The following is a 24113-nucleotide window of genomic DNA, read 5'->3' as shown; positions in this document are numbered from 1 at the left end:
CCAGCTAACCTCCGTTTCCTGAAAATAATCCTATTACCAGTTTGAGAGCTTGGTCTTCGGTGAAGCCATTCGCGATACATTCATCAAACATGAACCTACTTTGTTTGGCTAACAGGCTCAATCCTTTCTGCGCCTCAAAAAAAGTCGTTTCCAAAGTCATATTATTCTCATGCATTTCTGCTAGCTTTTTGTCAATTAGGTTATTCATCATCATTCTCCTCATCTTCTTTTTCTCCTGGTGGACCATCTAAATCTGAGTGACTGTCTTTTGCCTGCACACCTAATGCTTTAGCTTGCATTTCCATGTTCTTAGTCTTTTGTTCTTCCAACATATCAACAACTTCTTCTGGGTTGTCAATATCATCAAGCCATCCTAAACTAATAAGGAGTGGTATAAATTCTTGAGAATCACTTATTTGTTTAATAATCTCTGACCGATTTATTGGAAGGTTCGGCTTAAATTTTATTGTCACACCATCAACGTCAACATTTTGACCCTTAACACGTAAAATATTCTGTAATAATCGAAGTCGTTCTACAATGCCGTCTTCTAAATACCCGATCTTAATTGACAATACAAGCAGTAAACCAAACAATTTATACTTCATTGCTTCACCGCTGATATTTCCTGCAAAACTTTCGTCGTTCAGATTAGGGACGTATGTCGTCTTGTGGAAGTCATCCAGCAATGAATCGGCCAACGTCTGAACCTCTGATTCTGTAAAAGTGTTCGTCGCGTATTCTACGTCTCCACCTTCTTCTTTTGACGGCGCCTCTACAGCCATAGTTCCATTAATATCATTAGGCTTTTCATCAGGGAGACCAAAACCAAATAGAAACATGATCGCCTTTACAAAGTTTTCTTTATCTTTAATACGATCATTCTGCAAAAGGTTATATTTATCAATTTGAGAAAGCTGTTGTTCATAGTCACCTTGCTTCTCTTCATTGTTTCTAAACTCAACAACAGGTACTTCTTGGTAGAAATGCTCTTTAAATTTGGGCGTATCCAACATGGAGTCACTAGATAGCTCCTTTGTTTTAGATTTGTAGATGATTGTTCCTTTCGCTGTAATAATCTGAACTTCCCAGAATTTCTTTCGTTTCAGGTCCTGCTTTTCGATTGGTCGAATAGCGAATAGTTTTTGCCGCTCAACAGTGTCATCTACAACAACGATCATTCCACGCGGATCAATCCAAGCAATTTTAGGAATCGTTTCATTCTCAGTGCCTGGTTTAATCGCTAAATAATGCAGTTCCGTTCCAACGCCCATTGCTGACAGACCTTTTTCCAGCTCTTTATCGTGTTTCTTTACCTTCATTGTGTCCAGTGCATCAAGAACCGGCTGAATATCATTCCCTTCAGCTCCCGTGTATGAGATTGGGGATCCTACAGTAAAGCCAACCATCAAGTCAGTAACATACTTAGCATTATTTACAAAATACTCATCCTTTTCATGAGGTGTCTTATCTGAATCCTTCCCTACTTTATGTGGCCTTCCTTCGTAATAATCAAAAAGCATTTGAAGACGAGGGATTTCTTTCTCGTGTTCTTCAATACAGTAATTAATTACGTCAAAGTTAGGATTGTTTATATCTCCAGCTAGTTCACGATCGATTGCAATCGCCATTTTCTCACCTTCTTTAATTCATCCATGATGGACGATTTTTTATTTTCGCTGTTGGATTCTTAGCGATGATTGTATAAACGAAATAACGCACGGCATCCATCGCGTGGTCATTTTGCTTAATTGGTTTGTCTTCTCCGCGTTCTATAGCTTTCGTATCCCATATATAGGCGCTGAACTCTTTTAGCGTGTTCGTACAATCTTTGCTAAACATTATTTTTTCTTCATTCAGCATTGTCCCGACAAAACGAATGCCATCTAGAACATCATTCTTTGCTTTTTTAATGGATAAATTGCGTTTCTTCAACTCTGCAATAAAAGATGCTGCTGATGGATCGACAATTATCTTTTTAACTCGAATCCCTTTAGCAAACTCTTCTAAGTCAGCAGCAAATTCCGAGTCCGTTTTTTGTTTCTTATTATCACGTCCAGAGTAGTAATACTCTTTCACGCAATACCAAATTCCATCTTTACCTTTTTGCCACAATAAAAAAACGGTCGCATTTTGCGTACCGTAGTCAATGCTTATATAATTTTCTCCAAAAATGAAATCTATCGTTTTTTCAAACACATGCTTAGTTTGATCAAACATGTCATAGATTATTCCTTCAGCAACCGTCCAAAGACCTAATATATACCGTTGATAGAACACTCCAGAGTACATACTGCGATAACGTTTCTTAATTTTCTCGGACAAACTAAGATTGTCATCCATTGTAAAGTGAAGGTACACAAGGTTTTTCTCCGCTATTTTGTCAATCCAATTCAGTTTGAACCAATGATATGGACCATCTGGGTTACAGTTAAACCAGAACTTTGACTCTTCCTCAGAACAACGACCCGTTGCTTGGTTAACAAACGATTCTGGCATCAATGCTACTTCATCAAAGAACATCCCTGCCAAGGTGATCCCTTGAATTAGGTCTTGTGATCGTTCGTCCTTGCCGCCAAAGATGTAGAAGTAGTTTGTTTTTCCTTTGCGTGTAACCTCTAGCATGTTGTCCGCTCGGTGATCCTTAAAGCGATAGCCACGAGCTAACAGCATCAACTTTAACCAAAACAGTACGTTTCGACGAAAAGATCCAATTGTTTTTCCGGCCATCCCTAAGTTTTTGTTATCGAAGGTACACATAGCCCATATGACATATGACAAACACATCGAAATGGTTTTACCACTTCGAATCGCCCCATCAGCGATAATACCATCTTTATCTTTCACAATGCTTTTCTTCGTCCACCAAGTTAATACCTGCTTTTGCTTTCTACTAAAAGGTTTGAACTTAAAAACAGCTTGTTTTATTCTTCTGCCCATAGTTCTTCACCTTCTGACTCCAAGGCCTCTAAGAAACCATCATCTTCTATCTCAGTATCGTCATCTTTGTCTTTATTCATTGCCACAATCTGAGCTTCACGAAGCTTGTCTCCACCAAGATATTTCATCAGTTCATTCATAGCTTTTTGCTTATCATACAACTTAATAGAAACGCCATCTTTACCTTTTTTAACCTCTTGGATAAGTGTTCCGTCAACATCAGAAGATTTTTTCAATGATAGACTTGATATTTTATACGTTTCTAATTCACCAGTGAAATCATTGTATACCTCCTGCTTTTCTCCACCTTCATCAAGCTGATATACTTTATGTTCAGTTGAATCAAACTCAACAAAATCGGTTATATCAGCAGAAAACTGTTTGATGTACTCAAATATCAAGTCTTTTACATCAACAAAGATATCTCTTTGCAGTTCGCTTTTCAGTCTTCTCAATTCGGTTTTAATACCATCTTTTACCATGAGAAGATAAGCATTTGAGTTAGCTACCTTGTAATCACACTGATAAGCTTGCTGATATGCCTTCGTAGCATTAAAGTGTTGTAAATAAAAAAGACAGAACATTTTTTGCTGTTCTGTTAGGTCATCATTATCTATAACGGGTTGCAACTTTTTTTGTGTGCAACCTTTTTCTTTTTTGTGTGCAACCTTTTTAGGCGGCAGATCACTAGTTCGTTCCTTCTTATTCCACTTCCTAGACTTCCAAGCTTTGACAGTGTTAATGGAAACGTCGTAATTCTCAGCGATATCTTTATACTTCATACCTTCTTGTCTGTCCTTATAGGCTAACTCCCATTTTTCCACACTAGCTCCACCACCTCTCTATATGTATTTGCTGATGTTCTCTTGGATATGGTCCTCTTTCCAATGGCCGTACCCATAATAGACTAGCTTGCAATGATCAATCTCTACCGATGTTGCATCCCTGGTCATTTCTACAATTGAATACTTCGTCTTCATCTGAACAGACATTACTACACGTTTTTGCTGTCCTTTCATCGGCGGCGGGTATTTATTGTTTAATGACACATACCAGTAAGTTCTCATTGCATAGCCTCCTAGCAGGACAAAATAAAAAGACCACTCGAGTGAGTGGTCCAAAATTTATTCGTAATATGAATTATGGTTTTAAAGCGTTTATCCATTCTCTTATTTCTTTTGCAGCAGCATATCCCTTAGCAAACGCAGAATTTTCATCTAAGTATTTTTCTCCTTTGCCGGTCAGCGAAACGCCTGCCATTGAATAAACGATGTTCGAAGCTAACATAGGCTTAGTTATATATCCTTCTCTATATAAGTAGCTAATATGTGCGAGAAATTCTTTTTCATCTAAACCAAATAATTCTGCATTTACATCTTTTCTCTCTCTATCAATCTCTTTTAGGATTGAATATCTAAATCTTTTTTTGTCCATACTAATCACTCCCTACTTTTCATTATACCAAGTGCCAATGCTACTTAATAGGGTTTTCATAGTAACGATTAGATAAATTACTGTGCAGCGGATTAATTAAATTTATTTCACGCTATCATATTAACACTTAAGGTAAGACGTACTCAAGACAAGAAAAGGACATGAGATAAATCATCCAGACTATCAATACCAAAAAGGAAGATTGATAATTCCTCGCTGGCCTTCTTAATGTCTCTATCAACCGTTCTAGAATCAATATTGTAAAAAGCTGCTAGGTCATTCTTCGACTTATACTCATTTGAATTTTCAAAAACATATAATTGACGAATGATATTAAATCTTCTTTCAGCCATCGGACCTTGATTGTGACAGTATTGGCAATAAGAAGAAAACATTAGATCAAAGTAGTCTAACATCTCTTTGGTCCGAGCCTTATACTTCATCAAAGTTTCGAGATTTAACTCTTCTGGATCAAATAAACTATTTTCGTATTCTGTCAATTTTGGTATTACACCTTCGCAATGTTCTCGAAGCATTTGATACTTTTTTAGCAAGAGAGTTGTATTCCTTAGTTTCCAACTCCTACGCTCTCGCTTTCTTTCCTTACCCTTTCTAGCTTCGATTTTTATTACCTCTTGAGTGATTGCAGCTAATGTATCTTTGCTTAGTTTATCCGTCAAGCTCAATTCCTCCCCATAGCAATTCTAAAATTGTCATCCTGAATTTCTATTAACACTGATAAAAACCTAATAGCAACTGGATGGTTATTGTATTTATTTCCTAGCATTCCCATTGACTCAACTAGCCATTGCCAATATTCGTCCGAAGTAATCGGATGTTGCTTCATGAACTCATTGGATGACTGCATCCACTTTTGAAGATCGGTGAAAAAAGCTTGCCAATTCATTCTATCTCCTCGATTCTTATGTAAATCCCAGGAGTCGCAGCCCAAAATTTTTCGATGATCAAGCTAACCACATAGGAATCATCTTTCCAAAAACCTAATCTAGTCATACAGTCCTGTAGAAGCTTATTACTATTATCTAAGTCTGGTTTCGTGTATTTGTACTCCCCATCCTCATGGCTACCTGTAATTGGAAAACACCACTTCACCATCATCCTAACTGGCTGCATGATTTTATATTCCGGTGCATGATCAGATAAATGGCCCATCAATTTTGATCGTGCCTTTTTCAAATCTTCCGGTTCATAAAAATGCGGCTTCCCATTTACGACGTGTACTTTCTTTTGCTGATGAGTCGTTTCTGGTGGGATTATCGGCATAAAAAATTCAATCATCAATCAACACCTCTTCTTTTAAACGTTTTGCACATCTCGGACAATACGGGCCGTTAAATTTTTTTGCTAACTCCATTTTTTCACGAGGCATCCAAAAACTCTTTTTACAGCTAGGACACTTTATTTTATTTTTCCCTAACAGTCTCATTTGTACCTTCTGTATGATTCGTTGCATCTCGTATCACCTCACGTTATTTTATATTGATACATACCTATTTTTAAATTTCTTTTACCCTCTAATTCCAGTCTCTCTCAGTCTCCGTTACTCTCTATCCCTAAAAGGGAGAGAGTAACGGGACGGTGAGACAGTGACAGAATAAGCTTTTCACATTGTTACGGGCTTGTTACTAGCTGATAGACCGTTACCGGATGTTTTTTATTTACAGGCTAGTTACGGGCTAAATAGCAAGGGACAAAATTATTCAGTTGTTCGATTAATATAACCACCGTTAACTTCAAAGTTTTTGTGTTTTTTTACACGACCATAAATTGATTTTTTTGATAGCTCTAAATAATCGGCAACCTGATTCACTTCGATCGGGCTTCCATCTTCACTTAAAATGTTGAATGCTTCTTCTAATTCCTGTTTAGTCTTCTCGCTTCTTGACTCATTCGATTTCTTAGTACCCTTTTTCCATTTCTCTTTTGGGTCTTCTTCTAACTTGATATCGGCCAATGTATCGTCTAACACATGAACTGGATACTTGAACCACGTATTGACTGGATCGAATTTCGGAAACTCTCTAAGAGTTCCTTCTATTCGCCAGGCTGTCGATTGTCGCGCGGCACGTACAGCATTTTGCCGTTGAATCTCTACTTGCTTCAAAATATCTTGTGATCGAATGGCCGACATTAAGTGATGTTGCATTTGTTTTTTACTAAATTGATCATCTAATCCTACATCGTCATAAGTTGGATTGTATGTCTTTATTGCATCGTTGAAGGTCTGACATGTCGCGTCATTCTCAAGTTGCATGTAACGATCTTCAGTCACGGGTAATTCGATTAAGTCTAGGATTGCATCAGGATCGCGTGCAAATACTCCAGATCCCGATGATCGGTCAATTGAGTTTTTTCCACCTTGAGAGCCTTTGCTGTGATGGTGACAATAGATGACTGCACAACCTAATTCGGTAGCGATCTTATCAAACTGATTTGTAAAGTTCGCCATCTCGTGAGCGCTATTTTCGTCTCCGGTCAGAACCTTGTAAATTGGGTCAATGATCACCGCAATGTAATTTTCTTTTTGGGCCCGGCGAATCAGCTTAGGAGCTAACTTATCCATTGGACTGGTTTTTCCTCGAAGGTTCCAGATGTCAATATTTGATACGTTTGCGTGACCTAATCCTTGTTTATTGTAGATATCGAAGAATCGTTTTTTTGCTGAGTTTTCATCTAATTCGAGATTGACATACAATACTTTCCCTTGAATACAATCGAAGCCGAACCACTGGCGACCTTCTGCGATAGCGATCGCCAATTGAATCAACGCAAAGGATTTTCCGGCTTTACTTGGTCCAGCAATCAACATCTTATGGCCTTGTCGCAGCATGTCTTTTATTAATACAGGCGCTAACTCGATTGCCTTCTCAAATAAATCAGCCAAGCTTTCTGGATCTGGTAAATTGTCGTTCATATCCTCAATGTATTCTTGCCAGTCCTCCCATGAAGCTTTACCTAGATTTGTGGCAACAAGAAATTGCTTTTTATCTCCGCGAACGAAACCAGGTAAGCGAGTGAGTCGGGAAGGATTCTTGTTTTGCTTGTCTACTTTCAGTCCGTTCTTTTCTACTATCTTATATAAATAATCAACACGTTCTTGATACTGCGGATAGTTCACAGCATCGATTTTTACAATCGCATGAAGACTTTTACTACCCGAATATGTTAAAGCTACTACAGGGAGTTCTAACTCTCGAATGATCTCATTTTGCTGTTCAATGCTCATGCTGTCAGATTCCACTAACGCATATTTGAAATCCACTACATTAGTGTTTTTCACTCCGTCTCCATCTAATGGATTGAATCGAATCCAAGCGCCACAGTTTGGATTTGGATCGCCTAAAACGGCTCCGATATCATCTTTGTTCTTTCTAAGTCTTTCGATAATATCGCCTGCAGTTTGGGTATAAACGCCTGCTTTTGGTAACCATTTTTCAACGTCTCCATTTTTATGAAGATAGCCATCGTTTACATACCCGATAATGTCACCAGGGCTAAATAACGCTTCTAGGTAACTGATAATCTCATTTGAAGGATTCCAGTTCGCAGGTTCCTTTATTTCTTTACCCATGACCCAATCGGTGTTAACAAATCTGTATCCTTTGTCTACGTCTACTGGTTCAAAGCTATCATTCCAACCGATAATCTCGTTGCCATCGTCACCATCGTAGTAATGACTTTGCCAACCATTATCTTTTGCTAGTTGCGTAATAGTTGCGCCTGTCACTGGTGATCCGGTGCCTTGGAATGATTCCCATTTCTTGAAGGTCTCGCCTGCATGGTACCGTTGATCATTCTGACTCCACACATCCCAATCATGAGCGGTGTACCCTTCATGTTTTAATGCCATACCAACGTTGACCCACTCCTGATAAGAAAGCGTAGATGGATCAACGCATTGAAGCAATTCTGTTAAATCTAATTTGCTTTCCATTTTTTCTCCTTAAATATTTTGTCTTAGTTATGCACATATCAACAGGTTTATCCACAATATATCGTAGGAACGTATTTTCGCATACAATATATAGTGTTTTATCTTTTTTCTACGTGATAGTCGACGTTCCCGGATATAATCCGAATCTTCATCACGTTCGATTGAGCTTCATCATCATTTTATATTTTTTATCCCACGCTCTAAACTTCGGTATCATATTGTTTCACATCCATTTCTTGTTTGTTGTACAATGTACGTGAGCTGACTACTCCTTTTTTAATCGGGTTAAGCGCATATTTCAGTCAGCTCACGACCGCTGCCACCCTATTGCAGCGGTCTTTCTTCTGTGCAATTTTTTTCGTTACCGAATTCTTTCGACTAATTGACGCAATACTATCAAACAAAAGCTTGGTGCCTTTTTATCCTTTTCTTAACTGATTATTCTAATAAATGTTATTATTTTTTAATAAAATAATAACAGGTATCTCGGTCATTACCTTTAATACCTACTTGGCGGAAAACAAGTATATAGATCAGCATTGACGATTAACCATGTAGCTGTGACCGACTACAGATGAAGAACTAAACTGGAATATTTTGTTTAGACTTCTTCTGCCAGTCGCTTTTGCGGCTGGTATTCTTTACTTTAAGGTTCGCTTAAGCATGATGAGATATCCTATATATAGAGCAAAGGAGTTCTTAAAATGATTACGATCATTTTTTGACACTTGGCTCAAAGGCCGCTGTCAGCTCGTTTCCGGCGGTCTTTTTTTATATAGTTCCTTGTTGTACAATGGTGTCGAGCTAGATAATTAACTGATCAGTGATATTAACATCCCATAGCTCAGAGGCTGCCGAGTGATTGCGGCAGTCTTTTTTCTGCTATAGCTTCTATCTAATCAACCACTATTCCTTTTAATCTAAAAGCCCAGCTGTCAGAAACGCCTGGTGGTGTACCTAGAGCCTTTTTGGCTTTCTCTAGTGCTTCCGCTTCTGTTTCTGCTTTAACAGATATTGGAGTTGCCCTATCCCACCTCGTATAGTAATACCCTGTGCTGTCACGCCCAGCGGCTAATAATTTGTATGTCGCCATTCTTTTTCCTCCTTGCTACCGTTCGCGGTTGAAACTCACATTTCTCTCTTGATAAAATTAGTTTGTCTAAAGGAAATAGACACTGAGCTAGGTAACTAATTGACAAATTAGCTTCCCCCTTAGCTCTGAGACTGCCGCCCCACACCGCGGTAGTCTTTTTTCTACGTTATCGCTTCGGTTACCGGAAATAATAATCACTTGATCAGTGCTCAAGCCACATACTGTCATAACTTACTATTTCATTGTCATTTCCTACAGGTTCGCCGCCCACCGTATAAAAAGTAATTGTGTCCTCTTCATAGCAATCTTCACAATATCTTGTATGCTCATCTTCTTTGATGTAAGTATCCCCGGCAGACAATTCTTTGTCGCAACATTCGCAATATAAATCTATTTCTTCTTCACCTAAATACTTCGTATAATAGTTATCTCGTTGATTATCAGGAACCAGTTTAAGAGCTCTTTCTTTCGTTCTTAAATATCTTTTTTCAATAATTCGATCATTGAATACAGTTCCTACTACATACTTGGTTAACTTCATACTCACACCTACACTTTCTCGACTGGCACCGCAAACGTCCACAAGCGCTCGTCATAGCTTTTGATTTCTAATTCAGTCAACATTTCATCTTTGCAAACTGGCGTAAGATTGCTGCGTTTTGAAAAACCAATGCACGGTTTACCATGACTATTGAATCCAAATAGTGCAATACGATAATTCAACTGATCCCCTTTTCCTTCGAATGCAACGGTATACTTCGGCTCTTGCTCAACCTCGTAGCCGTTCCTCATACTTGAAATAAATTCATATGCACGCGGATGTTCTATGAACCAACTTTCAAATTCAGTATATAAAGCACCCATCACTTTAGTTTTTTTATTCAATTCGACAGTAAATTCCCACAACGAATTGCTCAAATTATGTTTATGCTCCTCGTACCAATCGGCTACGTACTGCTTCACTTTGACTTTCTGCGGTTCGTCTAGTTGCTCAATCAAGGCTTCACAATGGTAACAACCTTCTTTGTAGCCCTGGTCGAACGTACCAGAGGCATTCTCACCTTCAGTTTCTTTTAAATGCCATTCAATTTGGTTTAAAATATCCTGTTTATTCATTTCATACCTCCTAATTAACTGACCGACATTATTGTCGGCCAGTAAGTTACTTGATAGGCTGAGATTACTGACTTATCATCTCATCAGTCTTGGCAATCATTTTAAAAATATACGTGCTATACTAATGAAGAGCTAAATAAACAGTCGAAGTACATCAATTTAGCTCTAAACCAGTTGCGGAAACAGCTGGTTTTATTCGTCAATCATAGTCATTGGATTATGTTTTACTTACGTTTCGCCTCTTATTCACATTATTATCCTTTTTGGTGTTATGGTTGTTGAGTACCATAAGGATGTGAAAACAATGACTAACTTTTATCCTGTACACGTTTATGTTTCTAATTATCGAATATATGCTTCCCTAGAAAAAGCAAACTTTGATAATCCTAGTGCGAAGACTATTAGAAGTCTATTTGCTGTTTTAAACTTAAAAGAGATCAAAGCTATGAAAATGAAACTCTCCATTTATGACCTTGACATCAAGAGTTTTGATAAAATACAAGATGCGATAATCGATTGTCAAATGCAAATGAATATTTGATACTTACACTGAGCTTAGTACTCAGTGTTTTTTCTTTGATAGGTGTGGTTACCGGAACTAACCAAACAGATCCAGTTGAGTTGTATTGTTTTTTATTCTGTCTAAAGACATTTCAAAATAGTCTTTATTAGTTTCATAGCCTATATATCTTCGATCGGTATTTAAACAAGCAATTGCTGTTGTTCCGCTACCCATACAGTTATCAAGAACGATCTCGTTTTTATCTGTAAATGTTTTGATCAGATATTCAAACAACGCAACAGGTTTTTGTGTTGGATGGCTCTTCTCTTTGTCTCTCTTAAACTTCAAAATGCTAATCGGAAATCTTTTCCCGTCTGATTCTGTCACTACTTCTCTTTGTTGCCTGTAATTTGTACTCCCCATTCCGTTTTTGGCTTTATACGCTGCAAAGCCATCTCTCATTTGCGGATTGTATTTTGGAGTGCTTTTATAAAAGACAAGGATATTTTCGTGGATCTTCATCGGCTTAATATGTGCCGCTAGAAATCCCGTAGCATTATCTTTTTCCCATATCAACTCATACCTGAAGATTTTTTTGTTGCTGGCTATTACTTCAGTGGTAAAAGGCTGACTTGCAGTGAGAACAATAGCGCCATTGTCTTTGATGATTCGCTCGTACTGGACCCATAAAAGATCAAAAGGTATGACTGAATCCCATGTATTTGCAGTCGTTCCGTAAGGAAGGTCACATAAAATCATGTCGATGGATCTGTCTGGAATTCTTTTCATTCCTTCTAAACAGTCCTCGTTGTAAATTAAATTTGTTTTCGTTATTCTCACTCCCCTTTTTTCCTACTTGATAGCTGTCGTTTATTGACTTAAGTAGTTTCTAAGGCTCTCAAGCCCTTTACCTCTTTTTTTAGTTCTCCGATCGATCCAAGTTCCTGTTGTGCCCCAATAATCAATGATTCCTTTTTTTGTCTCGATAGCGAATTGATGATTATTAGGATAGTGTTTGTAGTCATAACCGAGTTTTTCTATATTTCTACTAGCAGAGTTTCCCATGTGCTGAACATGTTTCTGCCTACGTTCTTTGAGATACGGCTTAACATCTCGCCAATAATCTCCCATATCTCCCAATTAGATTCCTCCTCTGTATCCTCCATTAGTGGAATTTATATTGACTAATATATCCAAAAATCCTATCCTTTTTAGATGAAGCGACAAATTGTATAAGCATATGACGGAGGAAAAAAATGACGAAAATTAGTAAAACTGTATTAGTGGCTGTATTCCTGACTGTTCTCTATGGGGTATTTTTTTACTTCTCTACTTCATTTTTATGGAGCAAAGGCTGGTTAATTTCGTTAAAAGATATCAACTCACAAAATATTTGGATTAAGTTTTTATCAGACACTATAATTAATCTATTATTTGTCATCCTAATTTTTTTCCTAAACTTTTTGAAAAACAGACCCTTAAGTGAAGTGGGCTTTACGAATAACTCTCGGTTGGTAAGTGTGCTACTACTAGTAGTCTATTTAATTATGTTTTTGTCTAACGGAGATTTCACAGTAAAAGGCTTTTATTTAGCTTTCTTTTACTTAGTGATCGTCGCCTTCTCTGAAGAATTTATTTTCAGAGGCTACTTATTCACAAAAATAGATCAAGAATATGGTTTTCGAATAGGAATAATCATTAGTGGTTTGCTATTTGGCGCTATGCATGGACTATTGCCAACAATTATTGCAAATGGCTCCCTTTCAGATTTGTTTACCAACATTTCAAGTAATTTATTAGGTCAAGGGATTGTTGGCGGTGGACTGTTTGCTCTGGCTTATAAAAAGAGCGGAACCTTGTTTGTTCCAATTTTAATTCATGCAATTTTAGATTATTCAAACGTCCTATTTGGTTAAGTTTTTAAAGAATAGTCTTGCAGCTTTCTCTTTTTTTTAAATTAGTTACGCAATAGCCCCACTTACAGGAACTTTCATTAGGCCTTATTCTTTTTCCAACGTGCATAATATCGTTCAAGTGTTGTCTTTTCTTCTCTTAGATTTACTAAGCTTTCTCTTAAATATTCTTTGCTCATTTCACCGTATTTGTGTAGTTTGATATAATATTTTTTCAGGTCTTTAAGTAGTTGTCGATGTTCTAAAAACTGTTCGTTTGTTACATAATTTTTTATTTCATCAGGATACATTTGTCACACCTTCTTCAGCGTATGTTCCAGGATTAATCCCTTGTGGCAATCTCCATCCATTCGCTGCTATCCGCCCAATCATCTTACTAGCAGATTCAAACTTCCATGTTCCAACATTCCTAAATCCGCGTTGCTCTAGTTGTCTAATTTGTTTAGGTGTCGCAAGCCCTTCTTGTCTACGCTTTTCAAGCCGTTCTAACATTTTAGTAGCTTTTCCAGCGTTATCAATTTGATCAGGTAGAATGCCTAATTTTTCAAGTGATTGAACTTGTTTATCAGTCGGCGGTGCCATTTCCCAGCCAAAACTTGGAACGTAGCTTGATAAGTCTTCAGCTTGTATCGACATTTCAAATTGCAGCGGATCAACAAGCTTGCGTTTTCTTTTTCGCATTTCAGCTAGTTGTTTGGCTAAAGCCTCTTCACGTTCCGAAACAACATCTTTTTCCGCTTGTACCTCTGCCTCTTCAAGATCGATAGCGAATCCTGTTTCACTAGATTCCTCGATATTCTCAGTCATTTTCTTAGCGACTTCATCAGTGCTGGCAATCAGATGTGCTGGATGGCAAAGCTCGTGCCGTTCTGTATGCCATAAGAAGTCTAATAAAAGAAGCTCCTCTTTTCCTTCATACAGACGTGTTCCACGCCCAACCATTTGTGAATATAAGGAGCGAACTTTCGTTGGTCGAAGAACTACAATACAATCAACACTAGGGCAATCCCAACCTTCTGTTAAGAGCATGGAGTTACAAAGGACGTTGTATTTGTCATTATCAAAGTCTTCTAAAATCTCAGCTCGATCTTTTGATTCTCCGTTTACTTCTGCCGCTCTAAATCCACGATCGTTCAAAATATCCCGAAACTTCTTAGATGTTTTTACCAGCGGAAGAAAAACGACTGATTTGCGATTTTTACAATGTTTCGCCATTTCATCTGCAATCTGGTAGAGGTACGGATCAAGCGCAGTCCCTAAATCCTTAGTAGAGAAGTCGCCAGCTTGTTGCTTAACCGCAGACAAGTCTAATTTCAACGGTAAAGTCAGAGCCTTAATCGGTGATAGGTAACCTTCTTTAATAGCTTGTGGTAATGAATACTCATAAGCCAAGCTTTCGAAGTATGACCCCAAATTACGCATATCTCCACGGTCAGGCGTTGCAGTAACACCTAATACATTTGCGTCTTCAAAGTGCTGCAAAACTCGTTGATAGCCATCACTGATACAGTGGTGAGCTTCATCAACCACAATTGTGTCAAAAAAATTAGGAGGAAACTTGCTTAGCCGTTTCTCCCGCATTAATGTTTGTACTGATCCAACGACTACTCGGAAAAAACTTCCGATACTCGTCTGATCTGCTTTTTCTGTCGCTGTTTTAAGTCCTGTGGACTTTTGTAATTTATCAGAAGCTTGATCTAGTAATTCACCTCGGTGAGCGAGGACGAGCACACGCTCGCCCCTTTTCACTCGATCTTCGATGACCTTACTAAATACGATCGTCTTACCACAGCCTGTGGGGAGAACTAAAAGAGTGCGTTTCTTCTCGTCTTCCCATTCTTGTTGGATAGCTTCTCGTGCTTCCTGTTGATAAGGTCTTAGTTGCATAGAAAATCCCTTTCTTTATTGGTATAATTTTTCTCAAGGAGATGATTTTATGTCAGATGAGAAAGGCTCACTAATTAATATCGAATTAATTCCTAAAGAATTGATCACAAATATTTTTGGACCAGCTACCAAGTCATTAGGTGAAGGTCTTGGCGGAGTTGCAAACTTTGTTATGGGACCACTTAGAAAGCTCAATGTGATTAGTGAAAAATCCTATCAAGATTTTGTAGAAAAAGTTAATTGTAAAACGGACGTAATCCCTGAGAATAATCGTGATATTTCAAAATTAGGTTTGGCTCTAAAAGTCATGGAAGATTCACGTTACCAACTTGAAAACGACGAAATGAGAGAATACTTTTCTAATTTGATTGCGGGTCTAGTAGACGATCGCAAAAATGGTCTTTCTTCTCCTCGCTTTTCTTCAATACTGGCAGAGTTAGTGTCAGAAGATGCCTCTTTGTTGAAAACCATTTATCTCAGGTATCCAATTGCAACCCCTTGTGTGGATATTAGTATTATTATAAAAAACACATCAAGTGGGATCGATTTTGTCAAGGATCTCATCCTAACTAATGAAGGTACAATATCAGCACCTTCTGCACTCAATACTCTTGAATCATATGGGTTAATAAATATAGACAGCAACGAACTTCTCTCACAAGAAAACCAAAATCTTTATGAACAATTTGAAAATGGACAAGAATTTTTGGAGACTAAAAAATTGCAAATGGAGCACTCCAAAACATTAGATTATTTTATAGATCAAGAAGTGGAAATTCGTACATTACGCAAGCATGTTTTTATATCCTCATTAGGTGAATCATTTTGCTCGTTGGTTTTTTCCCCCGAAGAAGAGTAGTTTCCTATCTACTCTCTCTTCTATTTTTTTCATTTCTTTCGCAATTTCTGCTGTATACCATCTGAAAAAAATTACATTGGTTAAAAAAGTAACGATAAACGATGCTATTATCATCATATAACCACCCCTAAGCTAAAATAGTGATTCGTTTCGTTTCGATTTCTTCATTTAGATTTTTCTCGAAGTATTCGCGTACGTTGACGATTGCTTCATTTCTCCAAGCACCACCATCAGCCTCAAATATTGCACCGCGTGGACCATCTTTCATTCTAAAAATGAATTGGCTCTCCGGTTGGTCCACTTCCACAAACGTTCTGAAAGGCGCCAACACAACAGGATTAGGTACTTTCATATCTACTTGAGTAACCATACTCTGATTAACTGTTACAGCTTGACTAACACCATCGTCACCAGTATTTTTTACGTTCGATTCTGAGACGTTGCCAATCACTTGTAATAAAATTTCGCGATCTTCTGTACTAACAAATTTTGATTGAAGAGCAATATTGAACTCTTCCATATCGTGAAAATGACCATAATCAAATCTTGGAACTATTGCACGAGCAGTCGCTAACATTTCTCGATCTCCATCAACTTCTAAAGTTCCCATAAGCGATACATTTTTTTCATCCTTGATGTGCAGAATCAAATTTGATTCAATACGTTCGATGTTGGCTTTGATATAGTTCACAATGCCGCTTAGTGTATTAATGTTGATTTGTTCAACTGCCAGAAAAGTTTTCGGGTAAATTTCCTCAACATTTCCTGCAGCGTTCACTGAGAATAGACGATCATCATCCATCTCAATAATTCGTTCATGTGGCTTTGTTTCCATTTCTGTCATAAATTTGATTGCTTCTTTAGTTAAGTCCATTTATTTATCCTCTTTTCTTTTGTAAGTCGATAATTTGTTTTTTCTTCGCTTCTTCTTTTTCGATCACGTCAATCGATTGACCGACATCTGTTTTTGGTTCGCCAGTTTCGGGATCTATATAGGTTTGACCTGGTGCTTCTGATTTCAATTCACGAGCAGCAATCTTGCCATTCGTTAAATCTTTTCCTGTTAAAATAGTCGTGTCAAAATCACGAACTGGTGCTGGAGTAGTTGAAAAACTACTATTCATTGCAATCACTTGACGATTTTCATCTGGTTTAAACACGAGTTTAATAGTTACTGTGCGCTTATCCGTTGCCTTAGTATTTGGATCATGAATATTTTCGAATACTTTTTCTAATTCGCCGTCTAGTTTTTCTTGAATAGCTCCATTTGCTAGTTCTGATAGATTGATTTCAATTTCACTCTTCATACTTATACCCTCCTAAAATGCTCCTGGTTGGAAACCGGCTTGATTTGGTGTTGTCTGCTGCCCTGTTTGCTGCATAGTATTGGCGTTTGCCGCAGGTTTCAGAAATTCCTTAATACGATTGTTTTGCTTTTCCTGACCGTCTTTTGTGTAACTATTTACTTCAACTTTTGCCATACCAGTACTTCCGATAACCATGTTCCAATTTGGCGAAAATGGTTGCCCTACAACTGGCGCCTGACCAATAGAAGTAAAGAATTGCGTGAGTTTCCAGGAGAATTTTTTCACCATATACAATCTTTCCTTAACCGTGGTTTCTCCTTCTTGTCCTTTGACTTTTACCTCAAGCTCAACATACGGTGTTCCATTCTGGATTTTGTCACTATTACCGTCATAAATTTTCCGATCTGATCCAACAATTGTGAATGGATATTCTCCTGCAGGTAATAAAGTAAATTGACTTTCTTCGGCGACAAAACTGTCATCCCATCCAATAAATTCGTTCTCGTTGTTCATCTAAAAATCCTCCTAAAAACTTCTAATCTTTGTTTTTAATAAATTCATGGCGCTGCCCCAGTTGGTGCTTAGGTAGTCCCACAAATCTTGTGGAATATTTTCTAGTGGTGTATCTGCTGGCATAAACCCACCTTGATAGATCACTTGCATGATTTCGTCAACACTCACTTGATCATTCGTCATCAGATCAGCTACCGGTCGTGGGACTGTTGCAGGAATGTCCATCTTTCGTTCCGGTTCAAAGATAGGTTCTGATTCTGTAATCACTCCAGAATGTGGTTCCTCTTTCGCTATCGGTTTTTGCTGTAGTGATACTTCACTAAAAGCAGATACAATTTGTGCGTAATCGAATGGCAATTCATCCGCTAAACCAATGCGGTTTTTTGCGTCCCAGGCTGGTCGGTGAGTGGTGTACATCATCCGTTGACCACCAGTCGCTTTTTTGCTGTCTGTTTTACTATCAGTAATGATCGTAGTTTTATAATTTGCGAAAAGTACCATGTCCGCCCATTCTTTGACGATCGGTGCTGTCTTCTTTTCGAGTTTTAACTCGTAACGATCATAAGCTCCCATTTCGTCAGGCTCTTCTTTTTTTCGAAGCATTGCATGTGCAGTAATGACGACATTAATGCCGACATCAATAACATCACTCAACAGATTTAGTAGACTGCCCATTTCTTTCGCTAGAGCTACAAATTTCTTACCGTAACCTTCTGAGTCAATAGCCGACCAACCATTGGCAGCCATTAAATGACGCTTGCAAATATCTTCTGCCCAATCCATCGTATCGATAACAAGAGTTTGACAAGGCTTATTCTGTTTGACGTATTCAACCTGTTGCATTAACGTAGTCCAGCTTGTTGGCTTGTCGAATCGTTTCACGTCCATATGAAGAGTTGAGTCTTCCGTATCAATAAATAATGGATCTGGAAACTGACTCGCAAAAGTTGATTTACCAATTCCTTCAACACCGTATAGAACGACTTTTTGTGCGCGTGGTACTCTTCCTGTAGTAATATTCATTTAGAACGCTGCTCCTTCCCATGATGACTTTGGTTTATTCTCCACTACTGGTTGTTGATCAGGAGTAGTCGATACTGTTTTGTTTTTCACCGCATAGCCGTCTTCGATGATGATCTCGCATTCTTCTCCTGTGCTAACACGAGTAGCAATAGCTTGTAAGCCTTCCTGCTCTAGCCACTGGCTGAATTCATTTAATGAAGTAAGATCCATTTGTTCCAATTTATCCAATAAGATAAACCCACAATCTGGCTTCAATCTGCGAACGATAGCCGTGGATACTTTCAACTGATCCGAGCCGCTCATGTTATCCCAACGTTGGCCCTTGTATGTTAGTTCTGTATCTTCCACTGACAATCCAGGCAATGGCAATTCTGCATTTGTAAGCAAATCTGTTTTCTGTTGGCGAATATTTTCAATCTCAGCAGACAGAGTGTCGTATTGATTCTTGTAGTCCAGCGCATCTTCTTCTGCTTTATCTTTATCGAAATTCACACGTACACGCCGATTGATTTCTTCAATCTCAGCAATATTCTTTTCAAGTTCAGCCGTTGATTCATCCTCAAGATCCTTGGCTGATTTTTGAGCTGTTTCAAGGTCTAGAGAGGTTTGATTATGTTTCGTTTCTAATTCAAGTAATTGCTGCCGCAGACTCTCGATTTGATTGTGCTCCAATTCAAAGCGTTGGCTGATTTCAGCTACTTGTTGTCGTTTGCGTTGATTTTCTCCATTACGGACTAAGATTTCTTGTTGTTGATCAATTAAGTCTTGAATGGAAACTAATTCTCTGGGCGCGTCGGGATAAAACTGCATTTCTTTCGCATACTTTTCTTTTTGATCCTTGATCTGACCAATTGTGTGACGTTTATTGTATTCTTCGGTTTCTGAACGTTCTAACTCAAAGAGCTGATCGCCAACACCGATAATCTGTAGCAAAGTTTGTGCTTTTTCTTTTGAACTAGAATCAATGAACTTCGGCAAATTAATAGCTAATTCTTCTACAAAACTGTTTAGTAGCAATTGCCCACCTTTTTTACCATCTGGATCAATCACCTTTAGTGAAGAATTTTTACCGGTACGTTCTACAACTAGTCCATTACTCATTACAATATGAAGGTTCGGTGGAGTCATTGATCCTTCTCTGTTTGCTTGGCTAGGCTTATATCTGTCACCTCCTAAAGCCCACGCAATAGCATCCAGTACGCTTGTTTTACCTTGATTATTGTTTCCACCAACAATCGTAAGTCCATTTTGAGTAGGCTCAATTTTGACAGCCTTCACCCGCTTGACGTTCTCAATCTCCAACTTATTGATTTTCATTGCCATATGTTTTACACTCTCCTTAGATGTATTATTTTATTTGCTTATCTCGGTGGCACCCGAGGTAGGCTTTTTTGTTTTTCATACTCGAACTCTGCCATTAATAGTAAATGCCCACCAATCCCAGCAACTAAAATGAACTTTATCCATATAGGTATAATTCCTACAGTCGCGGCAGCTGCTCCTACACCAAACATCGCTAACAAAAGAGTTAGTCGTCGTAACCAGTGTATTTTTTTCATTTACTCATCTCCTCGCACTATTAAGATAAAAACCTTATAAACACCGGTCCGTGCTTACTATTGTTCAAAACTTTCTACAAATGTTTTTATGTTTGTTTTAGATACAAGTTTTGTTCCATCAATAACGGAAACAGTTAAACCTAGTCGGAAAAACTTGTTTACCGTTGCTGGAGTAACACCTAAATAATCTGCCGTCTCTCCAATTCGAAGGAACTCTCGACCTAAATATTTTACTGAAGCGTTTTTTTCAACCGTTTGATTGATTAGAACGCTTATCTCAGAACGAATATCTTCTTTTTGCTCTTTACTTAAAACAAACTCAATCACGTTCTTCATCCTCTTCTTTTGGTGTCCTAATTCTGTAATCTCTTATTATTTCTAAAACGGTGTTATTCGCCTTTGGTCCACTCCATCGCCCATCCAAAATCTGCTGCATCCTTACTCTTGTGTATCCATATGCAGTGGCTAAGTCCTCTACTACTAGATTGTTCTCTTTTAGAAACAGCTTTATTGCTGCTCGTCCATTCGCCAAGTTAGACATTCCCCCCCCTCCTTCCTTCATTGTTGAGTAAGTTAATCTGATAGAATTTGCTTATTCTATTGACATCGTGTATAAAGTTTTATACTATTTAGACATGAAGAAATAAGCCTATAACAAAACTTTTTGTTGCATCCGGTCGCCAAACTAGTGCTAATTAAGGTTTGTATTTTAGTGCGCTTTTTCTATCAAATTAACTTACACGCTCAGTTTATTATAAAATTTTCTACAAGTAAAGCGTTTTGTGTATAAAGTTTTATAACATAACTGTGTGTAACAGGAGGATGTTCTCTTATGACTTTGTTTGAAAGGGTTTCTGAGTTATCAAAAAAACAAGGTAAAAGTCTTAAAGATGTTGCTACAGAACTTGGCCTTAGTAGACATGCATTTTATTCATGGCAAACTAGTAGCCCAAAAGCAGAGTCTCTTGAGAAGGTTGCTAATTATTTCAACGTCACTACTGATTACTTGCTTGGCAGAACTGACAAGCCTTCTCCTGATGAAAAGAAACCTGACTCTTCTAAAGACAATTTAACTGAATTTTTCAAAGCTGAAACTGAGGGTATGACTGATGATGAGATAGCTACACTTGAAAAAGAATGGAAAGATTATTTGGTTATTAGAAAACGTATGATGCGAGGCGAATAGTGGATGGAGATTGATCGGTACCTAGAAATTCAAAAACTTTGTAATATTGATACTTATAGATTTTTGCATGGAATGCATACCTCACCTGAAAAATTTCACTTAAATGATTTTTTCGAATATATAACAGCTGAGAGGGACATTAAATATATCGAGCATAATTTTTCTACAAAGAAAGTCGTGGGACATTATATGCGAGATGAGTTAGGAAAAAGTATCATGATAAATGATTCAAATACCCGTCATACTAAAAATGTAGGACGTGTTCATGAAATCGGTCATGATACTTTACACCTCAGTACTGATAGTTCTCAGAATTTCCGTGATGGTATAGAAAACTTATACACTGGCACTGAAAAAATTGAAATTGAAGCAAATACAGCTGCTATGATGTACTACATACCCGACATTAGTTTATATGTAGCAATTAGTGATCCTCAGATGAATTATGTAGAGATGTTAAAACTTTTTGATGTTCCTGACTGGCTACTCCAAAGGCGTATTATTAGATTTTTACAAATTAATTGTATGATGACTTTTGATGATGCAGATTTTGTGGTTTTTAAATACAAAGGTAAATCTTATTATGATCGGAATAGTTTACTTCAGGAAATGGTCAGCATAGAGAGTTTTGAGAAGAAAATAATTGGAGATTATATAGCTCCTTCTTTTTTTACCAAAAAAACAAACAAACGTTCTATTTTTGAACAAAGGAAGCTATTTACTATTTAGAAATAGCTTGATATCATTTTTCATTTCAGTTAGATAGTCCGATAATAATTTCTATCAATGAAAAGAAAAAAACACGATCCCTACCCCGCCAAGAGTTAGATCGTGATCACATAAACTAGCCTTTTTACAGGGCCTATTTGTCATAATTATATCTTATCAACACCGGTCCGTGCAAGATAAGGAGAATTGTTATGGCAACATTTAAATCTTATGAAAAAAAGAATGGAGAAAAGGCTTGGATGTTTCGAGCTTACCTAGGGAAGGATGATGCTACAGGCAAGGAGATCCGGACTAAACGCTATGGATTTAAATCTAAAAAAGAAGCCCAATTAGCTCTAAACAAATTGAAAATCGAGTTTGAAAAAGATGGATTACAAAAAGACATCGTCATCACTTTCCAAGAAGCTTATGATTTATGGGAAGTAAGCTATAAAAACACTGTAAAAGAAAGTACTTACTGCAAAACAAAGGAAATGTTTGAATTACACATTTTACCAGTGTTCAAAGATTATAAAGTTAATAAAATCCCTGTCTCCAAAGCTCAATCTTTTGCAAACAGTAAAGTTACAGAACTAGTAAACTACCGTAAAACAATAAGTGATGCTTCAAGAATTGTAAAATTTGCAATTAGTCTGGGCTATGCTGAAGGTAATCCTTTTGAGAAGATAACAATGCCAAAACGAAAAAAAGCGCTCGATGATGAATCAATTGCTAACTTCTTTACAAAACAGGAACTTGAAGATTTTCTTGCAGCTGTAAATAAAAATGGTAAACAAAAAATGATTGCCTTTTTCCGAACGCTTGCCTTCTCCGGTATGCGCGTAGGTGAGCTGATAGCTCTCACATGGGAAGATGTTAACTTTAAGGATAAAACTATTAGAATCAGTAAAACTCTTACGAGAGGTGAAAACAACCGTTTATATGTTGAACAACCTAAAACAAAAAACTCAAAACGTACTATTCCAATGGATCAAAAGACATTGGATATACTGAAACATTGGCGATCAGTCCAGCGAAAAGAGTTTCTAATTTCAGGATATAATACGCTCAAGCCTAACCAGCTGTTGTTTAGTAATGAACGAAACACATTCATGCAACTGTCAAAACCTAGAAAATGGATGAATTCTATTATCAAGCAAAACAACTTAAAACGGATCACTATTCACGGTCTAAGACACACCCACGCAACTATGCTTCTTGAAGCCGGTGTTACAGTGAAAGATGTTCAGGTTAGGTTAGGCCATGCCTCAATTCAAATTACTATGGATACCTACCTGCATATTACCGATAAGAGGACACACGAAACCGTCGATCAATTGGTCGAATATACAAATTTCTAATAGAACGGGTCCAAAAACGGTCCGTAAAATAAAAAAGTCCGGCAAACACTGTCTACATTGGCGTCAATTCAGTGTTTGTCAGACATATATTTTATATTGGCGGGAATGTGTGGGAATCGAACCCACCCAAGAAGCTCCTAACTCCTCATACTGGTTTTGAAGACCAGAGGGAACACCAGAACCCATCCACTCCCGAAACAAAACAATCATACCATTCATCTGAGTTGGAATCAATAACAAATCGCAAAGAAAAAAAGAAAGATAGCGCCTTCTCTGGGATACTTCTTTCTTTTTTAAAATTACTAAATTATTGGGTAAAATTTGAACCTGATTAATACCTATTGGTCGATCTGTTCTTCAGAAAATTCACTGATTTCCTTATTTAGAAAATAAGAGATCATCGTCCGAATTACAACAATCAAACCTAATTTGATAATGTCCTGAAAAGTTGGATTGATAATGGTCTCAATAATATCCGCTACGATTAGAAATTCTAAACTTAGTAAAATATAACTGCCTAAATAGGCCTTGATATATTTATTTTTTTGCAGAACAGAAGTGAAATCTCTTTTGCTTCCGCGTTGAAGCAATTTGAAAAAAGCCAGAGCCGCTCCGATTATAATAATAGCGATCGATAAAACATCCAATAATAATACAATTGGATGAAAAAAAATTTGTATAACATTCTCAACAGTAGCCATAATGATCCTGCCTTTTCTCTTTATACGTATATTCTAAGCCGAAATAGGTTCCGAAT

The 24113-nt window shown here is 37.5% G+C and carries 32 protein-coding genes and 1 tRNA gene; 6 read left to right on the top strand and 27 right to left on the bottom strand.

The genetic code is table 11. The features are described 5' to 3' along the window. Positions 1 to 4: 4 nt before the first annotated feature. From IGI38_RS15625 to IGI38_RS15565, 13 genes are all read right to left on the bottom strand, one after another. Positions 5 to 208, bottom strand: a complete 204-nt coding sequence (locus tag IGI38_RS15625) for a hypothetical protein (protein WP_438732291.1) — start codon at positions 206 to 208, stop codon at positions 5 to 7. Then, on the bottom strand, positions 201 to 1631 hold the full coding sequence (locus IGI38_RS15620; RefSeq protein ID WP_438732289.1) for a phage portal protein: 1431 nt from the start codon (positions 1629 to 1631) through the stop codon (positions 201 to 203). Before IGI38_RS15620 ends, IGI38_RS15625 begins: the two co-directional genes overlap by 8 nt. Positions 1632 to 1644: 13 nt before the next feature. Continuing rightward, entirely contained in the window at positions 1645 to 2940 is a 1296-nt protein-coding gene (locus IGI38_RS15615) for a PBSX family phage terminase large subunit (protein WP_438732287.1), read from the bottom strand. After that, on the bottom strand, positions 2925 to 3764 hold the full coding sequence (locus tag IGI38_RS15610) for a terminase small subunit (protein WP_438732285.1): 840 nt from the start codon (positions 3762 to 3764) through the stop codon (positions 2925 to 2927). The genes IGI38_RS15615 and IGI38_RS15610 overlap by 16 nt, the downstream gene beginning before the upstream one ends. A gap of 18 nt (positions 3765 to 3782) precedes the next feature. Further along, positions 3783 to 4007 (bottom strand): hypothetical protein, encoded by a 225-nt coding sequence (locus IGI38_RS15605; RefSeq protein WP_438732283.1) that lies wholly within the window; start codon positions 4005 to 4007, stop codon positions 3783 to 3785. Positions 4008 to 4080: 73 nt separating this feature from the next. Continuing rightward, entirely contained in the window at positions 4081 to 4374 is a 294-nt protein-coding gene (locus tag IGI38_RS15600; protein ID WP_438732281.1) for a YjcQ family protein, read from the bottom strand. Positions 4375 to 4517: 143 nt separating this feature from the next. Then, positions 4518 to 5054, bottom strand: coding sequence for a hypothetical protein (locus IGI38_RS15595; RefSeq protein ID WP_438732280.1), 537 nt, complete (start codon positions 5052 to 5054; stop codon positions 4518 to 4520). A gap of 2 nt (positions 5055 to 5056) precedes the next feature. Then, a complete protein-coding gene (locus tag IGI38_RS15590) occupies positions 5057 to 5281 on the bottom strand; it encodes a hypothetical protein (protein ID WP_438732279.1) in 225 nt (74 codons plus the stop codon). Further along, on the bottom strand, positions 5278 to 5673 hold the full coding sequence (locus tag IGI38_RS15585) for a RusA family crossover junction endodeoxyribonuclease (protein WP_438732277.1): 396 nt from the start codon (positions 5671 to 5673) through the stop codon (positions 5278 to 5280). Before IGI38_RS15585 ends, IGI38_RS15590 begins: the two co-directional genes overlap by 4 nt. A 418-nt stretch (positions 5674 to 6091) precedes the next feature. After that, complete coding sequence (locus tag IGI38_RS15580; protein WP_438732275.1) at positions 6092 to 8329, bottom strand: AAA family ATPase; 2238 nt, start codon at positions 8327 to 8329, stop codon at positions 6092 to 6094. Between the two features lie 895 nt (positions 8330 to 9224). Continuing rightward, complete coding sequence (locus IGI38_RS15575; RefSeq protein ID WP_438732274.1) at positions 9225 to 9422, bottom strand: hypothetical protein; 198 nt, start codon at positions 9420 to 9422, stop codon at positions 9225 to 9227. Between the two features lie 202 nt (positions 9423 to 9624). Next, the gene (locus IGI38_RS15570; RefSeq protein ID WP_438732272.1) at positions 9625 to 9963 is read right to left on the bottom strand and encodes a hypothetical protein; all 339 of its coding nucleotides are present in this window, start codon (positions 9961 to 9963) and stop codon (positions 9625 to 9627) included. An 8-nt stretch (positions 9964 to 9971) separates the two neighbouring features. Beyond that, entirely contained in the window at positions 9972 to 10538 is a 567-nt protein-coding gene (locus IGI38_RS15565) for a DUF1642 domain-containing protein (protein WP_438732270.1), read from the bottom strand. Positions 10539 to 10842: 304 nt separating this feature from the next. Between IGI38_RS15565 and IGI38_RS15560 the strand changes: the two genes are divergently transcribed. After that, positions 10843 to 11079, top strand: coding sequence for a hypothetical protein (locus IGI38_RS15560; protein WP_438730453.1), 237 nt, complete (start codon positions 10843 to 10845; stop codon positions 11077 to 11079). 57 nt (positions 11080 to 11136) lie between these two features. On the opposite strand, the gene IGI38_RS15555 is transcribed toward IGI38_RS15560, so the two are convergent. Both IGI38_RS15555 and IGI38_RS15550 read right to left on the bottom strand, forming a co-directional pair. Continuing rightward, positions 11137 to 11829: a DNA-methyltransferase gene (locus IGI38_RS15555; protein WP_438730456.1), complete on the bottom strand. Its 693-nt coding sequence runs from the start codon at positions 11827 to 11829 to the stop codon at positions 11137 to 11139. An 81-nt stretch (positions 11830 to 11910) separates the two neighbouring features. After that, a complete protein-coding gene (locus IGI38_RS15550; RefSeq protein WP_438730292.1) occupies positions 11911 to 12171 on the bottom strand; it encodes a hypothetical protein in 261 nt (86 codons plus the stop codon). A gap of 125 nt (positions 12172 to 12296) precedes the next feature. On the opposite strand from IGI38_RS15550, the gene IGI38_RS15545 reads away from it, so the two are divergent. Next, positions 12297 to 12956, top strand: coding sequence for a lysostaphin resistance A-like protein (locus IGI38_RS15545; RefSeq protein WP_438732268.1), 660 nt, complete (start codon positions 12297 to 12299; stop codon positions 12954 to 12956). Positions 12957 to 13033: 77 nt separating this feature from the next. On the opposite strand, the gene IGI38_RS15540 is transcribed toward IGI38_RS15545, so the two are convergent. Together IGI38_RS15540 and IGI38_RS15535 are read right to left on the bottom strand one after the other, a co-directional pair. Continuing rightward, positions 13034 to 13243, bottom strand: a complete 210-nt coding sequence (locus IGI38_RS15540; protein ID WP_438732266.1) for a hypothetical protein — start codon at positions 13241 to 13243, stop codon at positions 13034 to 13036. Then, complete coding sequence (locus IGI38_RS15535) at positions 13233 to 14840, bottom strand: DEAD/DEAH box helicase (protein WP_438732264.1); 1608 nt, start codon at positions 14838 to 14840, stop codon at positions 13233 to 13235. Before IGI38_RS15535 ends, IGI38_RS15540 begins: the two co-directional genes overlap by 11 nt. A 49-nt stretch (positions 14841 to 14889) precedes the next feature. On the opposite strand from IGI38_RS15535, the gene IGI38_RS15530 reads away from it, so the two are divergent. Then, positions 14890 to 15699, top strand: coding sequence for a DUF4393 domain-containing protein (locus tag IGI38_RS15530; protein WP_438732262.1), 810 nt, complete (start codon positions 14890 to 14892; stop codon positions 15697 to 15699). A gap of 127 nt (positions 15700 to 15826) precedes the next feature. Here IGI38_RS15530 and IGI38_RS15525 read toward each other — a convergent pair whose 3' ends face one another. From IGI38_RS15525 to IGI38_RS15490, 8 genes are read right to left on the bottom strand one after another with little or no spacing between them, the layout of a single operon-like run. Then, positions 15827 to 16573 (bottom strand): hypothetical protein, encoded by a 747-nt coding sequence (locus IGI38_RS15525; protein ID WP_438732260.1) that lies wholly within the window; start codon positions 16571 to 16573, stop codon positions 15827 to 15829. A gap of 4 nt (positions 16574 to 16577) precedes the next feature. Next, the gene (locus tag IGI38_RS15520) at positions 16578 to 17006 is read right to left on the bottom strand and encodes a replication terminator protein (protein WP_438732258.1); all 429 of its coding nucleotides are present in this window, start codon (positions 17004 to 17006) and stop codon (positions 16578 to 16580) included. Between the two features lie 12 nt (positions 17007 to 17018). After that, positions 17019 to 17519 carry a hypothetical protein gene (locus tag IGI38_RS15515; protein ID WP_438732256.1) on the bottom strand — a complete coding sequence of 167 codons (501 nt, stop codon included), beginning with the start codon at positions 17517 to 17519 and terminating at the stop codon, positions 17019 to 17021. Between the two features lie 12 nt (positions 17520 to 17531). After that, entirely contained in the window at positions 17532 to 18542 is a 1011-nt protein-coding gene (locus IGI38_RS15510) for an ATP-binding protein (protein ID WP_438732254.1), read from the bottom strand. Further along, positions 18543 to 19865: an AAA family ATPase gene (locus tag IGI38_RS15505; protein ID WP_438732252.1), complete on the bottom strand. Its 1323-nt coding sequence runs from the start codon at positions 19863 to 19865 to the stop codon at positions 18543 to 18545. It lies immediately after the preceding gene. A gap of 38 nt (positions 19866 to 19903) precedes the next feature. Then, complete coding sequence (locus tag IGI38_RS15500; RefSeq protein ID WP_438732250.1) at positions 19904 to 20101, bottom strand: hypothetical protein; 198 nt, start codon at positions 20099 to 20101, stop codon at positions 19904 to 19906. A 57-nt stretch (positions 20102 to 20158) separates the two neighbouring features. Then, positions 20159 to 20428 carry a hypothetical protein gene (locus IGI38_RS15495; protein WP_438732249.1) on the bottom strand — a complete coding sequence of 90 codons (270 nt, stop codon included), beginning with the start codon at positions 20426 to 20428 and terminating at the stop codon, positions 20159 to 20161. Continuing rightward, complete coding sequence (locus IGI38_RS15490) at positions 20421 to 20642, bottom strand: hypothetical protein (protein ID WP_438732247.1); 222 nt, start codon at positions 20640 to 20642, stop codon at positions 20421 to 20423. The genes IGI38_RS15495 and IGI38_RS15490 overlap by 8 nt, the downstream gene beginning before the upstream one ends. Positions 20643 to 20933: 291 nt before the next feature. On the opposite strand from IGI38_RS15490, the gene IGI38_RS15485 reads away from it, so the two are divergent. The 3 genes from IGI38_RS15485 (at position 20934) to IGI38_RS15475 (ending at position 23356) form a co-directional block, all read left to right on the top strand. Beyond that, entirely contained in the window at positions 20934 to 21287 is a 354-nt protein-coding gene (locus IGI38_RS15485) for a helix-turn-helix domain-containing protein (protein ID WP_438732246.1), read from the top strand. 3 nt (positions 21288 to 21290) lie between these two features. After that, positions 21291 to 22016, top strand: coding sequence for an ImmA/IrrE family metallo-endopeptidase (locus IGI38_RS15480; protein WP_438732244.1), 726 nt, complete (start codon positions 21291 to 21293; stop codon positions 22014 to 22016). Between the two features lie 191 nt (positions 22017 to 22207). Continuing rightward, positions 22208 to 23356 carry a tyrosine-type recombinase/integrase gene (locus IGI38_RS15475; protein WP_438732242.1) on the top strand — a complete coding sequence of 383 codons (1149 nt, stop codon included), beginning with the start codon at positions 22208 to 22210 and terminating at the stop codon, positions 23354 to 23356. Between the two features lie 97 nt (positions 23357 to 23453). Here the strand turns inward: IGI38_RS15475 and IGI38_RS15470 are convergent. After that, positions 23454 to 23550 (bottom strand) — tRNA-Sec (locus tag IGI38_RS15470). 144 nt (positions 23551 to 23694) lie between these two features. Further along, a complete protein-coding gene (locus tag IGI38_RS15465; RefSeq protein WP_438732241.1) occupies positions 23695 to 24057 on the bottom strand; it encodes a DUF1622 domain-containing protein in 363 nt (120 codons plus the stop codon). Between the last annotated feature and the right edge of the window lie 56 nt (positions 24058 to 24113).

This window comes from Enterococcus sp. AZ128, from assembly GCF_051714485.1.
Lineage (GTDB): Bacteria > Bacillota > Bacilli > Lactobacillales > Enterococcaceae > Enterococcus_A.
Note: the sequence above shows the minus strand (reverse complement) of the source record. Positions and strands in the feature narration are given on the sequence as shown.